Source organism: Pseudomonas sp. GM_Psu_1, from assembly GCF_026544185.1.
Classification (GTDB): domain Bacteria; phylum Pseudomonadota; class Gammaproteobacteria; order Pseudomonadales; family Pseudomonadaceae; genus Chryseomonas; species Chryseomonas oryzihabitans.
In genome coordinates this window covers 189,452-208,497 of sequence record NZ_JALNUX010000006.1, presented here as the reverse complement: position 1 = coordinate 208,497, position 19,046 = coordinate 189,452, and the positions used below count along the sequence as shown (strand labels likewise).

Sequence of the window (19,046 nt, the reverse complement as noted above, 5' to 3'; positions counted from 1 at the left end):
TCAATATCGAAGGAATCGATGGATCGGACGGCGCATGGAGGCCCCGTCCGCTGCGGCCGGGAGGCTGCGCAGGGGCAGCCTCCCGGCGCGGGTCTGGATCAGAACGACCAGTGGAACAGCTTCCAGAAGAAGCCGTGCTCGCCACTGTCCTTGGCCGGCGCGGCGTCGGCGGCCTTGGGCGCGGCAGCCGGCTGAGCCGGGGCCTTGGCGCTGGCGACGACCGGCACCACGGCCTTGCCGGCCTTGAGGTCGCGGACCTGGCCGGCGGCGCGCTGACCGCTGGCCAGGGCCCCTTCCAGGGTGCCCGGATGCAGCGGATCGGTGTGCTCGCCAGCAAAGATCACCCGGCCGGTGGGCTTTTCCCACAGCCGCCAGTAGCGGGTGATCTGGCCCGGACCATAGGCCAGGTAGGCACCGCCCACGCCCGGATCGCGGCTGTAGCGACGGACTTCGTAGCCGGAGAAGGCACCGCGCGCCTTGGGATAGAGGGCGTGGAAGCGGATCAGCACCTGATCGACCATCTGCTTGTCGCCGAAGGCCTGCACCAGGCGCGCGCTGTCGCCGGCCAGGTTGACCAGCACATTGGCGCCGCCCTTGACGTCCGGTTCCACCCACAGCATGCCCAGACCCTGGTCGCTGTAGATCTCGCCGCTCATGCGCGACTTGCTGTCCCACACCGGGGTCTTGAACTTGAGCAGGATCTGGTCGCGCCAGCCATAGGTGGTGCCCTTGATGGCGGCCTGCTGGGTGCCGTCCAGCGCCGGGGTCATCTGCACCTGACCAAGGGCGCGCAGCGGCACCGCCATCACCACGTAGTCGGCCTTGTAGCCATTGGCGCCGGCCTTGACCGTCACGCCGCTCGGATCCTGGACGATGCTCGACACCTTGCTGTCGGTCTTGATCGTCTTGATCTGCTTGACGAAGGCCTGGGCCAGGACGTCGCTGCCGCCGGGCAGGCGCGAGGCGCGCAGGTCCTTGTCCTCGACGCCGCGATAGACGCGGGTCTGCTGGGCCAGATAGAGCAGCGACAGCCGCGAGGGCTCGTCATAGCGCACGCGGATGCGCTGGTTGATCAGCTGGCGGGCCACCGGCGGCAGATTCTGCTTGTCCAGCCAGGTGGCGGCGTTGATCTGGTCGAGGGCGTGCAGGGTCGGGGTGGCGGTCGGCTGCAGCGGATCGCTGATGGCGGCGGCCAGGTCGTCCAGGGACTTGTCGACGCGCTTCAGGGCATCGGCCACGGCCGGCATCTTCTGCACCAGGTCGTCCTGGGAATAGTACTGGCCGTCGATCAGATAGCCCGGGGTGCGCACGAAGGACGGCGCGTCCACGGTCTTGAGCTTGAAGGTGTCCAGGTAGTGGTTGAGCACCGGCTGGGCCTTTGTGTCGCCGATCCATTCGCTGGAGGCGAGACCGGAGCGACCGCCGACGCGCGCGCCGGCTTCCAGCAGGGTCACGTTCCAGCCGGCCTGCTGCAGTTCATAGGCCGAGGCCAGACCGGCCATGCCGGCACCGACCACGATCACCGAGGGACCACTGGGCGCGACGGGCGCCGCGGCAGCCTTTTCCGGCGCCTTGTGCGACTCTTTATGGGCCTTCTCGGCAGCGCCTGCGCTCAGGCTGGTAGCGAATACGCCGGCTGCCAAGCAGACGGTAAAACCTGTCCAACGCGACGACATCTTTTCTAGACTCCTGGGACCGGGAAACGGCGGTGGCGCAGCATACGCCAGCGGCCCCGGGGCAACCAGACGGCGCCACGACCGGCAATCGGCCCGCGCCTTGCTCCCGTCGCGCGCCCTGGCTTAGGCTTGCGCCCCCTTTTTATCGCCGGGCCCGTCGCCAGGAGACCGCCAATGACCAATCACGACTGGATGCGCCGTGACCTGGAGGTGCTCTGGCACCCCTGCACCCAGATGAAGGATCACGAGCAGCTGCCGGTGATCCCGATCCGCCGCGGCGAGGGCGTCTGGCTGGAAGACTTCGACGGCAAGCGCTACCTGGACGCCGTCAGTTCCTGGTGGGTCAATGTCTTCGGCCACGCCAATCCGCGCATCAACGACCGCATCAAGGCCCAGGTCGATCAGCTGGAGCACGTCATCCTCGCCGGCTTCAGTCACCAGCCGGTGATCGAGCTGTCCGAGCGCCTGGTCGCCCTGACCCCGGCCGGTCTCGACCGGGTGTTCTATGCCGACAACGGCTCCTCGTGCATCGAGGTGGCCCTGAAGATGAGCTACCACTACTGGCGCAACGTGGGCCAGCCGGACAAGCGCCGCTTCGTCACCCTGACCAACAGCTACCATGGCGAGACGGTGGCGGCCATGTCGGTGGGCGACGTGGCGCTGTTCACCGAGACCTACCAGGGCCTGTTGCTGGACACCCTCAAGGTGCCGAGCCCCGATTGCTACCTGCGCCCCGAAGGCATGGACTGGGAAGAGCATTCGCGGCAGATGTTCGTGCACATGGAGCGCACCCTGGCCGAGCACCACGCCAGCGTCGCCGCGGTCATCGTCGAGCCGCTGATCCAGGGCGCCACCGGCATGCGCATGTACCACCCGGTCTATCTGCGCCTCCTGCGCGAGGCCTGCGATCGCTATGGCGTGCACCTGATCCATGACGAGATCGCCGTGGGCTTCGGTCGCACCGGGACGATGTTCGCCTGCGAACAGGCCGGTATCCGTCCGGATTTCCTCTGCCTGTCCAAGGCCCTGACCGGCGGCTACCTGCCGCTGGCCGCCTGCCTGACCACCGATGCGGTCTACCAGGCCTTCTACGACGACTACCACACCCTGCGCGCCTTCCTGCATTCCCACAGCTACACCGGCAATCCGCTGGCCTGCGCCGCCGCCCTGGCGACCCTGGACATCTTCGCCGAGGACGACGTCATCGAAGCCAACAAGCCCCTGGCCCGGCGCATGGCCGAGGCCACCGCGCACCTGGCCGAGCATCCCCAGGTCGGCGAGGTGCGCCAGACTGGCATGGCCCTGGCCATCGAGATGACCGCCGACAAGGCCCGCCGCACGCCCTACCCCTGGCAGGAGCGCCGCGGCCTGGCCGTCTACCAGCACGCCCTCTCTCGCGGTGCCCTGTTGCGGCCGCTGGGCAACGTGGTCTACTTCCTGCCGCCCTATGTGATCACCCCCGAGCAGATCGACTTCCTCGCCGAGGTGGCGAGCGAAGGCATCGACCTCGCCACCCGCACCTCGGTCAGCGTCGCCCTGAGCGACCTGCACCCCAACCACCGCGATCCCGGCTGATCTGGAGTCCGCCATGCGTCTCACCCGCTGCCACCTCGACCTGCCCCTGGCCCTCGGCCGTCTCGACCTGCCCGAGGCCCAGGCCCACTACCTGGGCCGCGTGCTGCGCCTGGCGCCGGGGGATGCCGTGCAACTGTTCGACGGCAGCGGCCGCGAATACCTCGGCCAGGTCGCCGAGGTGGGCAAGAAGACCCTCAGCGTCGAGCTCACCGAGGAACTGCCCGGCCAACCCGATTCGCCATTGCGGATCCACCTCGGCCAGGGCCTGTCCCGCGGCGAGCGCATGGACTGGGCGATCCAGAAGGCCACCGAGCTGGGGGTGGCCGAGATCACCCCACTGGTCAGCGAACGCTGTGAGGTGCGCCTCAAGGACGAACGCGCCGACAAGCGCCTGCAGCACTGGCGCCAGGTCGCCATCAGCGCCTGCGAACAGTGCGGTCGCTCCACGGTGCCGCTGATCCATCCACCGCAGTTGCTGGCCGACTGGCAGGCCGGGCTGGACGCCGATCTCAAGCTGGTCCTGCACCCGGTGGCCGAGCCCCTGGAAAGCCATGCCCGCCCCAGCCGCCTGGCCCTGCTGATCGGCCCGGAAGGCGGCCTGAGCGAGGCCGAAGTCACAGCCGCCCGCGCCGCCGGCTTCCAGCCGGCCCGCCTGGGGCCGCGAGTGCTGCGCACCGAGACCGCGCCGGTGGTGGCCCTGAGCGTGGCCCAGCAACTCTGGGGTGATTTCCAGACCCCCTGACTTGCCCCCCGGACCGCTGCCCCGCGGCGGTCCGTCCCTTTTCCCACGGATAGTTTTGGAGCCCCGGATGACCCTGCCCTCTCGCCCCTACGCCGCCTTCCTGTTCGACATGGACGGTACCCTGCTCACCAGCGTGGCCTCTGCCGAACGCGCCTGGAGCACCTGGGCCCTCGGCCATGGCCTCGATCCGGCGGACGTCCTCGCCGTGATGCACGGGGTGCGGGCGGTGGAGACGGTCAAGCGCTTCGCCCCGGCGGGCGCGGACATCGACGCCGAGACCCGCGCCATCACCGAACTGGAGATCGCCGACGTCGCCGATATCCAGGAAATCCCCGGTGCCGCGGCCTTTCTCGCCAGCCTGCCGGCCGGCAGCTGGGCGCTGGTCACCTCGGCCTCGCGCCGGCTGGCCGAAGTGCGGCTCGCCGCGGCCGGCATGGCCCTGCCGCCGGTGATGATCTGCGCCGAAGACGTCACCCAGGGCAAGCCCGCGCCGGACTGTTTCCTGGCGGGTGCGCGCAAGCTGGGGGTGGAGATCGGCGACTGCCTGGTGTTCGAGGATGCCCACGCCGGCTTTGCCGCGGCCAAGGCCGCCGGCGCCGATGCGGTGGCCATCACCGCGACCCATCGCCAGCCGCTGGACCTGGGGCTGCCGACCCTGGCCGACTACCGCGGCGTCGGCATCAGCCGTGACGAAGACGGCGCCCTGCGCCTAATCCGCAAGGACTAGAAGACGCCGGCGGCGGCGAGGCGCTCTTCCACCCCGATCAGATCGGGAATGCGCGCCGTGCCGCCTTCGTAGGCCACGGCGCCCAGTTCCAGGGCGGCCAGGGGCACCTCGGCGGCGACCAGCTCGGGGGTGATGCGCAACGAGCGCGGAATGCTGCGGATCAGCAGGGCCAGGAAGCGCACCCGCTCACGCCCGCCCAGGGCGTTGAGGATGGCCACCCGCGCATGGCGGTCGCCATCGAATTGCGCGGCGCTGCCGCTGGACAGCGCCTCGAAACTGATCAGCGGCAGACGCAGGTCGCGCCAGGCCACCTGGCCCAGGCACCAGTCGGGTTGCACCGGCAGTGGCCGGATCTCGCGACAGGGCACCAGCTCGGCCACCGCCGCGTTGGGCAGCAGCAGGGTGCGATCGGCCAGGGTCAGCAGCAGACCGGTCAGGTGTTCGGCGGGCGCGGCGGTCGACATGGGAGATTCCTTCAGCTTTGCTGCTCGGCCAGGCGTGCCACCAGGGCTTCGGCCAGGCCGCGGGGATCGGCGGTAAGGGTCGCGAGACCCGATTCGCGCAGGCTTTCCGGCATGCTCGGGGCGATGCAGGTGCTCGCCGACTGGGTCCAGAGCGTGCCACCGCGCCGCCGCACATAGGGCGCCGAGGCGGTGCCGTCGTTGCCCATACCGCTGAACACGATGACCCCGCAGCGGGCGCCGAAGTGCTGCGCCAGGTTCAGCATCATCTGGCTGATCGACGGCGTATGGGGCTCGGGCCAGGCGCGCTCGACGATGTCCAGGGCGCCGTTGGCCCGGAAGGTGAGCTCCTGCTGGGTCGGCACCACCACCACCTCGCCACAGCGCACCGGCTCACCCGGGCGCACGCCCTGGATGTGCCACTGACTGTGCCGGCCGACCGCGCGCAGCAGGTTGGCGGCAAAGCCGTCACCGATGTGCTGCGCATAGAGGAAACCGACCGGCAGACCGCCCGGCAAGGCGTCGAGAAAGGCCTTTACCGCCGCCGGACCGCCCAGGGAGGCCGCCAGCAACCAGACCTCGGGAGCCGGATCGCCGGCGGGCAGCGGCAGATTGGCCAGGGGTTCCGGCAGGGTCAGGCGCGGCGGTCGCGGCTGGTCCTGCAACAGGGTCTCCAGGGCCGGACCGACCGCCGCCACCGGATCGCCGATCAGCCGCTTGAGCTTACCGATCAGGCGCTTCTCCCACTGGGTGAAGGGGTCGGTGAAGCGCTCCGGCGCCTGGCCTTCGCCGAACAGGATGGGCACCTCGGCCCCCTCCAGCAGCGCGTCCACCAGCGGTGATTCCTCGGTCTGGCTCAGGTCGATCAGCCACAGGTCGGTCGCGACCGAGGGCCAGGCCGCTTCGTCGAAGCGCTCCGGATCGCTGTTGAGGACGACGTGATAGCCATTGTCGGCCAGCACCTGCTGCAGTACGTGACGCTGTAGCGGACTGTCGGCCAGGATGGCGACGCGGGCGGTGTGCATCTCAGTCATGTTCCCTGACCAACCGATGGATGTGGGCCAGGAGTTCGCTCTCCTGGTAGGGCTTGCCCAGGTATTCGTTCACGCCCAGGCTCAGCGCCCGCTCGCGGTGTTTTTCCCCGGTACGGGAGGTGATCATCACGATCGGCAGGTCCTTGAGGCGCGCATCGTGGCGCACCAGGGTCGCCACCTCGAAGCCGTCCATGCGCGGCATCTCGATGTCCAGCAGCAGGATGTCCGGCTGCCGCTCCTGCAACTGGGCGATGGCGTCCACCCCGTCCTTGGCGGTGAAGACCTCCATGCCGTGGCGTTCCAGCAGGCGGCTGGTGACCTTGCGCACCGTGACCGAATCGTCGACCACCATGACCAGCGCCGGGCGGGTGACCTCGGCCACGGTGGCCGGACCCTGCGCCAGCCGCGCCAGCTCTTCGCCACTGGCGCGCTGACTGCGGATCATCGCCAGCAGGTCGAGAATCACCACCACGCGCCCGTCCCCCAGCAGGGTGGCACCGGACAGACCCGGCACCCCGGCGAATTGCGGACCCAGGCTCTTCACCACGATCTCACGCGAACCGGCCACCGCATCCACCTGTACCGCCACCGCGTATTCGGCGGCGCGCACCAGCACCACCGGCAGCGGCAGACTCTGGCCGCTCAGCTTGGGCTGCTGGCCATTGCCGAGCAGGTGCCCCAGGTAGCGCAGGTCATAGTGCTGGCCGCCGTATTCGAAGGTGCCCGCTCCCGGACGGTAATAGCGTTCGAGATCGGCCGCGGTCACCCGCACGATGCCTTCGATGGTGTTGAGCGGCACGGCATAGAGGTCGTCGCCGGCATGCACCATGAGCGCGCGGTTCACCGACACGGTGAACGGCAGGCGAATGGTGAAGCGCGTCCCCTCGCCCGCCACGCTGTGGATGTCCATGTTGCCGCCGAGCTGCTTCACCTCCTGGTGCACCACGTCCATGCCCACGCCCCGCCCGGAGATCTGGGTGACGGTCGGCGCGGTGGAGAAGCCCGATTCGAGGATGAATTGCAGCAGCTCCTCATCGGCGAGCTGCGCGTCTTCCGCCATCAGGCCGCGCTCGATGGCCTTGCGGCGTACCGCGGCCAGGTCGATGCCACGGCCGTCGTCGGCCAGGGTCAGAATGATGTCGCCACCTTCGCGGCGCAGATCCAGGCTGATCACGCCTTCGGCCGGCTTGCCGGCGCGCTGGCGTCCGGCGGCGTCCTCGACGCCATGGTCGATGGCGTTGCGCAGCATGTGCTCCAGCGGCGGAATGATCCGCTCGAGCACCGTGCGGTCCAGCTCGCCTTCGGCGTTGCCGACCCTGAGCTCGATCGGCTTGTCCAGTTCGGCGCTGACCTGGCGTACCACCCGGTGCAGGCGCGGCACCATGCGCTCGAAAGGCACCATGCGCGTCTGCATGAGGCTTTCCTGCAGCTCGGTGTTGACCCGCGCCTGTTGCAGCAGCAGGGTCTCGGCATCGCGATTGCGCTGGCCCAGGGTGTTCTTCAGATCCAGGAGGTCGGACGCCGATTCGAACAGGGCGCGGGACAGCTGCTGCAGCTGGGAATAGCGATCCAGCTCCAGGGGGTCGAAATCCTCGTAGCCGGCGCGATCCACGTCTTCGTGGTGACGACTGATGATCTGCGCCTGGGTCTCGGTATCCAGCCGGCGCAGCTGATCGCGCACCCGCTCGATGGTGGCTTCCATCTCGCCGAGGGTGGTGCCGATGTCGCTGACCTGCTGTTCGACGCGACCACGGAAGATCGAGGTCTCGCCGGCCAGGTTGACCAGCTGCTCCAGCAGCGCGGCCGGTACCCGCACCAGCTCCTGTGACGAACGCCGCTGCGCCGCCTGCTGGCGGACCTGCTGCAGGCGTTGCACGAAGGGCAGCGGAGCCACCGGGGCCGCGGGTGTCTCGGCCGCGACCATGACGGGGGCCGCCGCGCTGTCTTGCTCAGGCAGGGCAACAGGCAGGCCCTCGACGGCGGGCTCGACGTCAGGGTCGGCAGGCGCTTCCTCCTCGGCGACGTCCGCGACCGGTGGCTGCTCAGCCTCGCGCACGACGTCCGGTTCGGCCTCGGCCGTCTCGACCGGCTCGGCCGCCGCATTCGCCTGGGCGGCGGCCGGCAGCGACAGCTGGGCGACCCCCAGTTGCAGCCCGTCGACGCCCTGGGTCGCCAGGGCGCGTACCCGCTCGCGGTCGCCCTCGCTCAGCCCCACGGCGAGCGAGCGCAATTCCGCCAGTTGCTGTTCCAGTTCATGGGCCTGCTCGCCCAGGCCGTGCAGACCGGCCAGGCGCGCGCCACCCTTGAGGGTATGCAGGCAGCGCAGCAATTCGTCCACCGCCACATCGGGCGCGGCCGACCAGTCCGCCAGGGCCTCGTCCATGCTGACCAGCAGATCCTGGGCTTCCTCGATGAAGATCTCGAGGATTTCCGCATCGGTGTCGGCATCGAAGACCGGTGCCGCCACCACGGCCGCGGCGGTCACGCCGGTCGCCAGTGGCTCGCCGCGGTAGTCGCGCAAGGCCGCGATCAGATCGGCGGCCGGGACCGGGGTCTCGCCCCGGGCTAGGGCTTCGAGTTGCTCGTGCAGGCGGTCATGGCAGCGCTGCAGCAGGTCGCCCAGGTCCGCGCCGGGCTTGATCCGTCCGCGCGCCAGTCCTTCGTAGAAGGCTTCCAGGGCATGGGCGAGATCGCCGATGGCATCCACCTCGGCCAGCCGCGCACCGCCCTTTAGGGTGTGCAGGTCGCGTAGCAGGGATTCCAGTTCGAGACTGTTGTGCGGCTCGGCTTCCCAGGCGCGCAGCGAGGTCGCCATGCTGTCGAGCAGGTCGCGACTCTCTTCGATGTAGATGGCCAGCAACTCGGCGTCGGGACCTTCCGCCGCCGCCGGCGCGGCCGCCATGGGCACCGGCTCCAGGAGCGCGGACTCGGCGTCCGCCGGGTGGTCCGCGAGCGATTCGCCGAGCGCGGGCTCGCCCGGGGCCGATCCGCTGTCGTCCAGCGCCGGCAGGTCATCGAGATGACCGCTACGGATCCGCTGCAGGCGCTCGACCTGGTCGGCATGCTCGCTGACCGGCTCCCCCGCCGCCAGCTCTTCGAGTTGCGCCGCCAGGCAGCCATGGGCATCGCGCAGGGGCTGGGCCAGTTCGGCACCGCCGGCGAGACGGCCGTCGAGCAGGCCTTCGTAGATGGCGTCCAGCTCCGTGGCCAGGTGCGCGACCGGCGCCACCCCGGCGAGGTGGGCGCCGCCCTTGAGGGTATGCAGATCGCGCTGCAGGGTGCCGAGGTGGAAGCGCTGCTGCGGCTCCACCAGCCAGCGTTTCAGCGCCCGGTCGGCGCTGTCCAGCAGATCCTGGGCCTCTTCAAGGAAGATCAGCTGCATTTCCGGATCGACGGGCTCGGCAGCCTCGGGCTCGACCGCCACCGGCTCGCTGTCCGCTACCAGCGGCTGCGGCTCTTGCGGCTCTTGCGGCTCTTGCGGCTCTTGCGGCTCTTGCGGCTCTTGCGGCTCTTCCGGCAGCTCGAGGTCAGGCTCGGCTTCGGCTTCGGCTTCGGCTTCGGCTTCGGCTTCGGCTTCGGCTTCGGCTTCGGCGGGCAGTTCGACGTCCAGCGCCAGCTCAGGTGCCACCGGCGTGGCCGTTGCCGGATCGAAGAGCTCTTCGGGTTCGGGCTCGGCCAGCAGGCTGGTGTCCGCCATGGGCAACCCGGCGAGAATGCCGGCCAGCAGGCCGCGCAGGCCCTGGATGCGTTCCTCGCTGGGCGTCGCCCGCATGCCGCCGGCCAGCTGATTGAGCATGCTGATCAGGGCTTCCTGGGCCTCTTCCGCCTCGCGGAAGAAGGCCGCATCGGCGGGCAGCGAACCGCTCGCCGCGGCGGCATAGACCACCTGCAGGGCTTCGGCCAGTTGCTCGACATCGGCCAGCCCGACCCGGGCGGCCCCGTCGGCAAAGGTGTTCAGGCGTTCGGCCAGCAGATCCGGGCAGGCGGCCAGATCACCGCCGGTGCGCCAGGCATGCAGGCGCTCGTCGGCTTCCAGCAGTAGATCCATGGCCGGCATCAGGAAATCGGTCAGGCGCAGGACGTCACGCTGCTCTGGCAGCGGCGCCGCGGGGATCGGCAACTGGGGATTCAGCTCCTCCAGCAGCCCTTCGCAGCGCGCGATCACCTCCGCCGCACCCGCCAGCGGGGTCGCCAGCGACCCTTCGTCGAGTTCGGCCAGTCGCTGCTCCAGCAACTCGGCGCCCTGGGCGAGCAAGCCGCACTCGGGTTCGGCGAAGGCGACATGGGCGAGCTTGTATTCCTTGGCCAGCCGCTCCAGCGCCGACGCCAGCTCGGCCATCGGCGAACTGCCCGCCATATGGGCACTGCCCTTGAGGGTGTGCAGGGCGCGCAGGAGATTGTCGGAGACCGGCTGGGCACTGCCGGCGTCGGCCGACTCGAGGAAACGGCGCACGGTTTCCAGATGCGCCTGGGCCTCGGTACGGAAGATATCCAGCAGCTGGGTATCGGCTTCGATGGCGGCAGGCGCCGGGCTCGCGGATTCGAAGACCTCTGCCACAGGCAGCGCAGCTGCCACGGACGGGGCCACGCTGCCGGCCGGCGCTCGCTCGGGCAGGGCTTCGTTGCGGGCCAGCGCATGGGCGGCGTGGGCCAGCCAGTCGACGTCGTCACGTTGCCGTTGACGATCCGCGGCGTATTCCGCGACCAGCTCCGGCAGCAGCGCGCAGGTCTGCTCGACCACCGTCTGCACGGCAGCGCTGTGCGCGACGCTGTGATCCAGCCGGCGATTGAACAGATTCTCCAGCGCCCAGGCCAGTTCGCCGATGACCAGCGCCTGGACCATGCGGCCACTGCCCTTGAGGGTGTGGAAGTTGCGCCGCAATTCACTCAGCGCGGTGCGCTGCTCGGGCTCGGCCTGCCAGGTCGGCAGCCAGCGCTCCAGTTCGGCCTGGACCTCGCCGGCCTCTTCGATAAAGACCTCGCGCAGCTCCTCCTCGACCGGCTCGGCATCGGCCGCGGGCGGCAGCAGCGCCTGCGGCACCTGCGCCGCCGGAGGATTGATGGGGTTGACCGGCGTCGCCAGCACCTCGGCGATCGCCGAGGCATCGGGGGTCGGCGGCGGCAGGCTGTCCAGCTCGATGCCGGCCAGCAACTCCTCGGGCTCTGCACCCTCCGGCTCGGCCTCGGCCTGCGGCGCTTCATCGCTCACTGCGGCCGCGTCCTGCTCGTCTGCCTGGGGCGCGGAGGTCGGAGATTCCTGCGCTGCGGCAGGCTCGAATTCGACCAGGAATTCTTCGTCGGCGTCCGCAGGCTCCTCGACCGGCAGGGCGGTAGGTTCCAGCGCCTCTTCAGCCACCGGCTCCGCCGGCGGTGGCAATTCTTCGGGCAGCTGCTGAGCCGGCGGCTCGACCTCGCCGGAGGCCAGGGGCGCGGCCGCCGCCTCGCCTTCGCCGGCCGCCCTGGGCGGATAGCCGAGAGCGATGAGGCTTTCGTCGGCGATGTCGAGAATCATGTCGTGAGGCGTAGACGGGTCTTCCGCCAGGCGCTCCAGGTAGTACTCGACGCTGGTGATGGCGTCGGCCAGGGTGTCCAGACTCTGCCAGTCGGGCACGGCCTGCTTGCCCAGCAGCTGCTGGCAGATGTAGTCGTTGGCCGCCTGGACCTGGGCCGCGGCCCGTTCCAGCGGAATCATCGCCAGGCCGCCACGGACCTGGGTCAGCAGCAGGGGCACCGACTCCAGGTGAACATGGTTCCACTGGGAGGCGATGAACTCGATGATGGCGTCCTTGGATTGCTCCAGGCCGTTGCGCGCCTCGCGCACCACCACCCGATGCAGCTGATCGATGTCGGTGGTGGGCAGCCGGCTCTCCTCGGCATCGCCGACCTCGTTGCCACTGACCATGCCGGCCAGGGTGGCTTCGACATAGAGCAGCGCCCCGGCGATATCCATGAGGGCGGCGTCGCTGGCCTCGCGCACGCCTTCGGCCAGTTCGGCCACGGCTTCGTGCTGTTCCAGCACCACCTTGCGCGGCTGCCCGAAGCCCAGCACCGCCAGGGTATCGGCGATCTGCTTGAGCGGCGCCAGGAGGCCGCGCAGGCTGGCAGGCTGCTGGCGATCGCTGCGCACGAAAAGGTCCAGGCTGTCCTTGATCTGTACCAGCTCTTCGCACAGCGCGGTCACCACCGAGCGCATGGCTTCGCGATCCGGACCGACGATGCGCGAACGCTCGAAGCCCACCAGCTCGGCATCCGGCAGGGCCTCGTCGAGACGATAGTGCGCCTTGAGCGCGGCGATGCGCGGACTCTGCACCGGCGCCTTGGCCAGGTAGAACAGCAGATTCTTCAGCAGATCGGCCGGCGCCGGCTGGTTGAGGGTGGTCACCCCATCGCTGATGAGTCGCTTGAGTTCACGATCCAGTTGCCGGAGCAGACCGCGGATCGAGCTGCTGTTGTCCAGCTCGCCGGCCTGCAACAGCTCGGTCAGACCCGCCGCCACCGGCCAGAGCGCGCCAAAGGGCGAGCCGGCGCAGAGCTGATCCAGCCGCTCGAAGACCCGCAGCAGATAGTCCAGGTGCAGCTGGACGTCGCGGTCGCGGAACAGTCCGACCTGGGCGCCCTGCAGCGCCTGGCGCAGCTTGCGCAGGCGTGGCAGCCAGTCCGGCGCCGCGCGGTCGGCCAGTTCGGCATCGCTCAGCGACAGCGGCGTGGCGGACAGATCCGGCGAGAACAGGCTGGTTTCCGAGAGCAGCTTTTCCCCGCGCGCCGAGCGCAGGTCGTTGAGCAGCGGCAGGATGGCAAGTGGCAGATCGCGGCGGGCCTCGAGAACCCGGTCCAGATAGGGCGGCACCTGCAGGATGGCCTGCATCAGGACTTCCATCGCCTCGTCCGAGCTGTTCACCCGCTCTTCGTGAAGGGCCTGCAGCAGCAGCTCCATCTCTTCGGCGAGCAGCGCGGCGCCATAGAACTCCACCATCTGCAGCGTGCCGTAGACCTGGTGCACATAGGTCCGGCAGAAACCCAGGCGGCTACGGTCGTGCGGGTTGTCGACGAACGCCTCGAGCGCCTTGCGGGCCTGCTGCAAGGTTTCGGCGATCTCTCCCTTGACCCACTCGAGGGCTACGTAGTCGTGTCGATCGATCATCTCGGCTCCTGTCATGCCGGGGGGCTTACCTGGCGGGTGAACGCCAGGACTTCGGGATGATCGACGGGTACCAGTTGCGGGTGGCTCCAATTGCTCACCTCACCGACACCCAGGACCAAGAGCCCACCCGGTGCAAGCCGCTGGACCAGCTGGTTGAGCAGGTCTCGACGCAGCCAGCGGCGGAAATAAATCAGCAAGTTCTGACAAAAAATGACATTGAGCCCCTGCAAGGGGGCCTGCCCCAGTTCCAGCACATTGAGTCGGGCGAAGCACAGTCGCTCCGCCAGGCCCGCGGTGACCTCGAAACTGCCGTCTGCATGGGTGCGGAAATAGCGCTCGCGCAGGCTGGCCGGCACCCCAGCCAGCCGCTGCAGGCTGTAGGTTCCCTGCCGCGCCTGGCGCAGGGCTTCGCTGCTGATGTCGGTACCGGTCAGGGCGAACGTCAGGGGGCGTGGCTGCCGGGCCAGAGCTTCGGCGGTACTGATGGCCATCGAAAACGCTTCCTCTCCACTGGCGCACCCCAGACTCCACAGGGTCAGACCGTTGCCCTCGGTGGTCCGGGCGAATTCACTCACATAGGCTTCCAGCAGCGCGAAGGACGGTGGATGGCGGAAGAAGCGGGTGGCCTGGATGGTCAGCCGATCGAGCAGCCGGACCCATTCGATGCGCCCGCCGATGCCCGCGCAGACGACCTGGTAGTAGCTGTCGTAATCCGCGATCTCCAGTTCGCGCATGCGCGCGGCCAGCTGGATCTGCAGAAAGCTGCGCTGGCGATCGTCCAGTACCATGCCGGCGCGCATCTCGAGCAGCTGTCGCCAACGCTCGAAGTCCGCATCCGGCAGCTCGGGAGCACGGCGCAACGCCCAACTCGACTCCCTCACCCCGTCTCCCCCTCGCCACACCGCGATGCGGCCGCTGCGGTCAGCCCAGCGGCTGCTCGTTCGGCAGATTGAAGCCCGAGACCGAACGCCGCATCTCGCTGGCCAGCTTGGCCAGCTCGCCGATGCTGCGCGCGGTGGCGGTGGTGCCGGCCGAGGTCTGCGAGGTGATCTCCTGAATCACGTTCATGGTGCTGGAGATGTGGCTGGCGGACGAAGACTGCTGGCGCGCGGCATTGGAGATGTTCTGGATCAGCCCGGCGAGGCTCTGCGATACCTTCTCGATCTCTTCCAGGGCCACACCGGCGTCCTGGGCCAGGGCGGCTCCGCGCACCACTTCCGAGGTGGTCTGCTCCATGGAGATGACCGCTTCGTTGGTGTCGGTCTGGATCGCCTTGACCAGGGCCTCGATCTGCTTGGTGGCGCCGGAGGAACGTTCGGCGAGGCGCTGGACCTCGTCGGCGACCACGGCGAAGCCGCGGCCGGCGTCACCGGCCATGGAGGCCTGGATGGCGGCGTTCAGGGCCAGGATGTTGGTCTGGTCGGCGATGTCGTTGATCAGGCCGACGATGTCGCCGATCTCCTGGGACGACTCGCCCAGGCGCTTGATCCGCTTGGCGGTGTCCTGGATCTGTTCGCGAATGCTGTCCATGCCGATGATGGTGTTGTGCACCACCTGGTTGCCCTTGTTGGCGATGGCCACGGAGCGCTCCGCCACCGCGGTGGATTCGGAGGCGTTGGTGGATACCTGGTCGATGGACACGGCCATCTCGTTGATCGCCGCGGAGGCCCCGGCGATTTCCTGGGCCTGGTGTTCCGAGGCCTCGGCCAGCACGGTGGCGGTGTCCTGGGACTCCTGGGCGGCGGCGGCCACCTGGACGGCGGTCTGGTTGATGGTTTCCACCAGTTCGCGCAGCTGGTCGATGGAGTAGTTGATGGAGTCGGCGATGGCGCCGGTGAAGTCTTCGGTCACCGTGGCCTGCACGGTCAGGTCACCGTCGGCGAGGTCGGCAATCTCGTCCAGCAGACGCAGAATGGCGGTCTGGTTGCGCTGGTTCTTCTCGTCGGTCTCGGCCAGGCGGCGGCGGGTGTCGCGCACCAGGATGTAGCCGATGCAGAGGATGGCGCCGAGGGCGATGAACACCAGCAGGTAGCTGCCCACGGTGTTGATCTTGCGGCTCTGGGCCAGCGACGCGTAGCCGGCGCTCAGGTCCGAGGCGGAACCGAGCAGCGCCTGGGAACCACGGTAGATCAGGCCCACGGCGGAACGGATCTGCAGCAGTTCGGGCGAGGTCGCGAGGATCTCGTCGACGTTGCCGGAGACGAATTCGAACAGCTTGTTGGCTTCGTTGAGGCGGCCGACCGCCTCGGGATCGGTGATCTTGGCGATGCCCATGGAGGCATTGCCTTCGCGCATGGCCTTGAGCACCCGGCCGAACAGGCTGGCGTCGCGGCCGAAGCTGTCGGCGGCCTGCACGGCGGCTTCGTCGCCGGTGAGGATCTTGTTGATGGCGCCGAGGATCCGCTCGGCGAGCAGCGCCTGCCGCTGGGCCACCACCACCTGACTGGCGGGCGCGCCGCGCTCGATCAGGATGTCGACGATCTCTTCGTTCTCGACCTGCAGCTGGGGGATGGTGTCGGCCAGGGCGCCGGACAGCTGGTGCAGGGACAGTACGGTCTGCTCGCTGCCGAGCATGGTGTCGACCTGCTTGCGCTGGGCCTCCCACTGGGATTCCAGGGTGTCCAGACGCGGACGGAGGATCGCCGGCGACGCCGGCAGACCGGTCTGCGGATCGCCGCTGCGCAGGATGTTCAGGCGGCGCTCGAATTCGGCACGGGCCTGGCGCAGGTCCTTGAAGGCGTCGGCCTTGCCGGTCGCGGCCTCACTGGCGCTCTTGGCCAGCTGCTGCGAGAGGATGCGCAGCTCGGTGGCCTGGCCCTGATACTGGTTATCGTAGTTGGTCTGGGTGCCCAGGTACGCGAAGTTGGCGAACAGCAGCACGATCGCGACGATCAGCACCACGAACATGCCCGCGACCCACGCGTTGAGTTTCCCGGTATTGAGTTTGTTCATCAGCGGCCCCCGCCTGGACCTTGGTTCCTTTAGTTCTATCCTTGTCGGACGCCGGACCGGTTTGCTTGAAGCCGGTGCTCGTCGCCCTACCCCCACCCGTCGGCGACGGCTCCTGCCATCCCGACCCCGATCCGCCTTGCAGCGTCCGGACCTCCGACCCGCTAGGCCGCGACGTCCATGAACTCGGGATGCTCGACCAAGGCGCGCGGGCTGCAGACCAGCCAGGGCACGTCGCGTTGGAAGACACCTTCCAGAAAGAAGTGCAGGCCCGCCGGCACGCTGTCGGCGTGCTCGCGATAGGCCTCGATGTCGAAATGCTGCATCCCCAGGACTTCGTCAACCGCCAACCCGACGAAGAGGTCGCCATGGTCGACGATCAGGATGCGCCGCTGTTTGCGCAGGGCCTGGATCTTCACGCCGAGGAATTGCCCCAGGTCGGCGATCGGCAGCAGGCGACCACGCACGTTGGCCACGCCCTTGAGCCACGGCTTGACGCCGGGCAGCGCGGTGAAGCGCGGCTCCGGCAGGATCTCGCTGACCTCGCCCATGGGAATCACGAAGCGCAATTCACCGAGGCGAAAGCCGATACCGCTCCAGCTGCGCTGGTTTTCCTGCTGCGCCGGCAGGCCGGCCGCCCGCTCGCGGCAGCGCAGATCGATCAGGCGCAAGAGTTCGTAGGGCGTGGTGGCGTCGCTCATAGGATTCCCTGCCCAGTGGGGCGCTGCCGCGAGAAACGGACGAAAGACCTCAGCCTTGCAGGACACCCGCCAGGGTGCGCAGCAGGGTGTCTTCGTCGATGGGCTTGGTGAGGTAGTCCTTGGCGCCCTGGCGCTTGCCCCAGACCTTGTCGGTTTCCTGGTCCTTGGTGGTGACGATGACCACCGGGATATGGCTGGTCTCGGCATCCTTGGTCAGCTGCCGGGTGGCCTGGAAGCCATTGAGGCCGGGCATGACGATATCCATCAGCACCGCATCCGGCTTCTCCTGGCGGGCCAGGGCGACGCCGTCGGCACCGTTCTCGGCCTTGAGCACCTGATGCCCATGCTTTTCCAGCATGGCGGTGAGCTTGTACATCTCGGTGGGAGAGTCGTCGACGATCAGAATTCGAGCCATGAAAATTTCCTACTAGATTGAATCGCCCGCCTCAGGACACTCAGGACGCTTGTTCGAGCGGAGTGAAACTGGGGACGTGGGTCTTGATCGCACCGATCAGCTCTTCTTTGCTGAAGGGTTTGGTGAGGTACTGGTCAGAGCCGACGATGCGGCCCTTGGCCTTGTCGAAGAGCCCGTCACGGGAGGACAACATGATGACGGGCGTCGCGCGGAAGGCGCTGTTGTTCTTGATCAGCGCGCAGGTCTGATAGCCATCCAGTCGCGGCATCATGATGTCCACGAAGATGATGTGGGGGTGACTATCGGCGATCTTGGCGAGCGCATCGAATCCATCGATGGCGGTGATGACCTCGCAGCCAACTTTCTTGAGCAGGGTCTCGGCGGTCCGACGAATCGTCTTCGAGTCGTCGATCACCATGACCTTCAGCCCTTCCGAATACTGTTCCATGTTCAAGCTACCAGCTCATCGTCGATGAAACGTGAATGATGTCGATCCGGGCACTTTGGCGGCGCCTCTTTGTAGCACACAATACCGTGACGTACCACGCAGATCCCCTGGTGGCGGACCACCGGCCCGCCCGCCACGACGATCGCGCAAGCATTGGCACTGGAGGGGATCGAAGGGCTATTCTGACGCCTTGCCCACGTACAACCGAGGTCTAGCGTCAATGAGTATCCGCCTGGGGATCGTCATGGATCCCATCGAACGCATCTCCTATAAGAAGGATAGCTCCATGGCCATGCTGTGGGCGGCCAAGGCGCGCGGCTGGACCCTGCACTACTTCGAGATGCAGGATCTGTACCAGGTCGACGGCGAGGCCCGCGGTCGCGGCCGGCAGCTGGACGTGTTCCAGGATCCGGAGCGCTGGTTTGCCTTTGGCGAGGACGTCGACCTGCCCCTGCGCGAGCTGGACGTGATCCTGATGCGCAAGGATCCGCCCTTCGACAACGAATTCGTCTATGCCACCTACCTGCTGGAGCAGGCCGAGCGTGGCGGCACCCTGGTGGTGAATCGCCCGGCCAGCCTGCGCGACTGCAACGAGAAGTTCTTTGCCACCCTGTTTCCCGAGCTGGCGCCGCCGACCCTGGTCAGCCGCCGCGCCGACATCATCCGCGAATTCGCCCGCACCCATGGCGACGTCATCCTCAAGCCGCTGGACGGCATGGGCGGCAGCTCCGTGTTCCGCCACCGCGAAGGGGATCCCAACCTCTCGGTGATCCTCGAGACCCTGACCGCCCACGGCACCCAGCAGATCATCGCCCAGCGCTACCTGCCAGGCATCAAGGACGGCGACAAGCGCATTCTGATGATCGACGGTCAACCGGTGGACTATTGCCTGGCGCGCATTCCGGCCCAGGGCGAGACCCGTGGCAACCTGGCCGCCGGTGGCCGGGGCGTCGCCCAGCCGCTGTCGGCGCGGGATCGCGAAATCGCCGCCACGGTGGGCCCGGAACTGCGCAAGCGCGGCCTGCTCTTTGTCGGCCTGGACGTGATCGGCGAGCACCTCACCGAGATCAACGTCACCAGTCCGACCTGCATCCGCGAGATCGATGCGGCCTATGACACCCGCATCGCCGAGCGCCTCATGGATGTGATCGCGCAGCAACGCGCGGGCTGAGGCGAG

13 protein-coding genes are annotated in these 19,046 nt (G+C 68.2%); 4 read left to right on the top strand and 9 right to left on the bottom strand.

The window, feature by feature from the left end; all coding sequences use genetic code 11:
- Positions 1 to 98: 98 nt before the first annotated feature.
- Positions 99 to 1,676, bottom strand: coding sequence for an NAD(P)/FAD-dependent oxidoreductase (locus tag OXS31_RS12690; RefSeq protein ID WP_267399319.1), 1,578 nt, complete (start codon positions 1,674 to 1,676; stop codon positions 99 to 101).
- A 174-nt stretch (positions 1,677 to 1,850) separates the two neighbouring features.
- On the opposite strand from OXS31_RS12690, the gene OXS31_RS12685 reads away from it, so the two are divergent.
- The 3 genes from OXS31_RS12685 (at position 1,851) to OXS31_RS12675 (ending at position 4,720) form a co-directional block, all read left to right on the top strand.
- Positions 1,851 to 3,251, top strand: a complete 1,401-nt coding sequence (locus tag OXS31_RS12685) for an adenosylmethionine--8-amino-7-oxononanoate transaminase (RefSeq protein WP_044341938.1) — start codon at positions 1,851 to 1,853, stop codon at positions 3,249 to 3,251.
- 13 nt (positions 3,252 to 3,264) lie between these two features.
- Positions 3,265 to 3,993, top strand: a complete 729-nt coding sequence (locus OXS31_RS12680) for a 16S rRNA (uracil(1498)-N(3))-methyltransferase (protein WP_169854702.1) — start codon at positions 3,265 to 3,267, stop codon at positions 3,991 to 3,993.
- A gap of 67 nt (positions 3,994 to 4,060) precedes the next feature.
- Entirely contained in the window at positions 4,061 to 4,720 is a 660-nt protein-coding gene (locus OXS31_RS12675) for an HAD-IA family hydrolase (protein WP_044341940.1), read from the top strand.
- Here the strand turns inward: OXS31_RS12675 and OXS31_RS12670 are convergent.
- The 8 genes from OXS31_RS12670 to pilG form a co-directional block, all read right to left on the bottom strand.
- Positions 4,717 to 5,184, bottom strand: a complete 468-nt coding sequence (locus tag OXS31_RS12670; RefSeq protein ID WP_007161686.1) for a chemotaxis protein CheW — start codon at positions 5,182 to 5,184, stop codon at positions 4,717 to 4,719. The two genes, OXS31_RS12675 and OXS31_RS12670, sit on opposite strands and share 4 nt — an antisense overlap.
- 11 nt (positions 5,185 to 5,195) lie before the next feature.
- Positions 5,196 to 6,215 (bottom strand): chemotaxis protein CheB, encoded by a 1,020-nt coding sequence (locus OXS31_RS12665; protein WP_027598423.1) that lies wholly within the window; start codon positions 6,213 to 6,215, stop codon positions 5,196 to 5,198.
- Complete coding sequence (locus OXS31_RS12660) at positions 6,208 to 13,356, bottom strand: Hpt domain-containing protein (RefSeq protein WP_267399313.1); 7,149 nt, start codon at positions 13,354 to 13,356, stop codon at positions 6,208 to 6,210. The genes OXS31_RS12665 and OXS31_RS12660 overlap by 8 nt, the downstream gene beginning before the upstream one ends.
- 11 nt (positions 13,357 to 13,367) lie before the next feature.
- A complete protein-coding gene (locus OXS31_RS12655) occupies positions 13,368 to 14,216 on the bottom strand; it encodes a CheR family methyltransferase (protein ID WP_081347946.1) in 849 nt (282 codons plus the stop codon).
- Between the two features lie 61 nt (positions 14,217 to 14,277).
- Positions 14,278 to 16,308, bottom strand: a complete 2,031-nt coding sequence (locus OXS31_RS12650; RefSeq protein ID WP_027598875.1) for a methyl-accepting chemotaxis protein — start codon at positions 16,306 to 16,308, stop codon at positions 14,278 to 14,280.
- Positions 16,309 to 16,469: 161 nt separating this feature from the next.
- Complete coding sequence (locus OXS31_RS12645; protein WP_007161681.1) at positions 16,470 to 17,006, bottom strand: chemotaxis protein CheW; 537 nt, start codon at positions 17,004 to 17,006, stop codon at positions 16,470 to 16,472.
- A 49-nt stretch (positions 17,007 to 17,055) separates the two neighbouring features.
- Positions 17,056 to 17,421: a twitching motility response regulator PilH gene (gene pilH, locus OXS31_RS12640; RefSeq protein WP_007161680.1), complete on the bottom strand. Its 366-nt coding sequence runs from the start codon at positions 17,419 to 17,421 to the stop codon at positions 17,056 to 17,058.
- A 40-nt stretch (positions 17,422 to 17,461) separates the two neighbouring features.
- A complete protein-coding gene (gene pilG, locus OXS31_RS12635; RefSeq protein ID WP_007161679.1) occupies positions 17,462 to 17,869 on the bottom strand; it encodes a twitching motility response regulator PilG in 408 nt (135 codons plus the stop codon).
- A gap of 220 nt (positions 17,870 to 18,089) precedes the next feature.
- Here pilG and gshB point away from each other — a divergent pair, with 220 nt between their 5' ends.
- A complete protein-coding gene (gene gshB / locus OXS31_RS12630) occupies positions 18,090 to 19,040 on the top strand; it encodes a glutathione synthase (protein WP_027602934.1) in 951 nt (316 codons plus the stop codon).
- Positions 19,041 to 19,046: the final 6 nt, after the last annotated feature.